This window comes from Chromohalobacter sp. HP20-39 (assembly GCF_033052815.1).
GTDB lineage: Bacteria > Pseudomonadota > Gammaproteobacteria > Pseudomonadales > Halomonadaceae > Chromohalobacter.
This window is the reverse complement of record NZ_JAWHTP010001280.1, coordinates 1-229: the sequence shown is the minus strand read 5'-3', so window position 1 is coordinate 229 and position 229 is coordinate 1. Positions and strand designations below refer to the sequence as shown.

Annotated in this window: 1 protein-coding gene; it reads left to right on the top strand. The window is 62.0% G+C overall.

Annotated features, from left to right (window positions below):
• Nucleotides 1-229 (top strand): hypothetical protein (locus RVY79_RS21975; RefSeq protein WP_317466746.1); only part of this gene is annotated, 229 nt, incomplete at both ends.

Here is a 229-nt window from a genome sequence, read left to right as displayed (position 1 = left end):
CTTCTGATACCAGATCGTCAACACCGCCCGACCCTCGCCGCGCTGTTCGACGCGGTCTATCTGCGGCTTGTGCGCTATCTGGATCCGGAAACCCATCGTGTTGGCACGCTCGAGCGCGCGCTCGACAGCATTGAATTGCAGCGCGCGGTACGCACGCGCTATGCTGATTGCCAACGCGTTGCCGGCGTGCGTTTCCAACGATGGAAGCGGCTTTTCGCCACGCCTTACC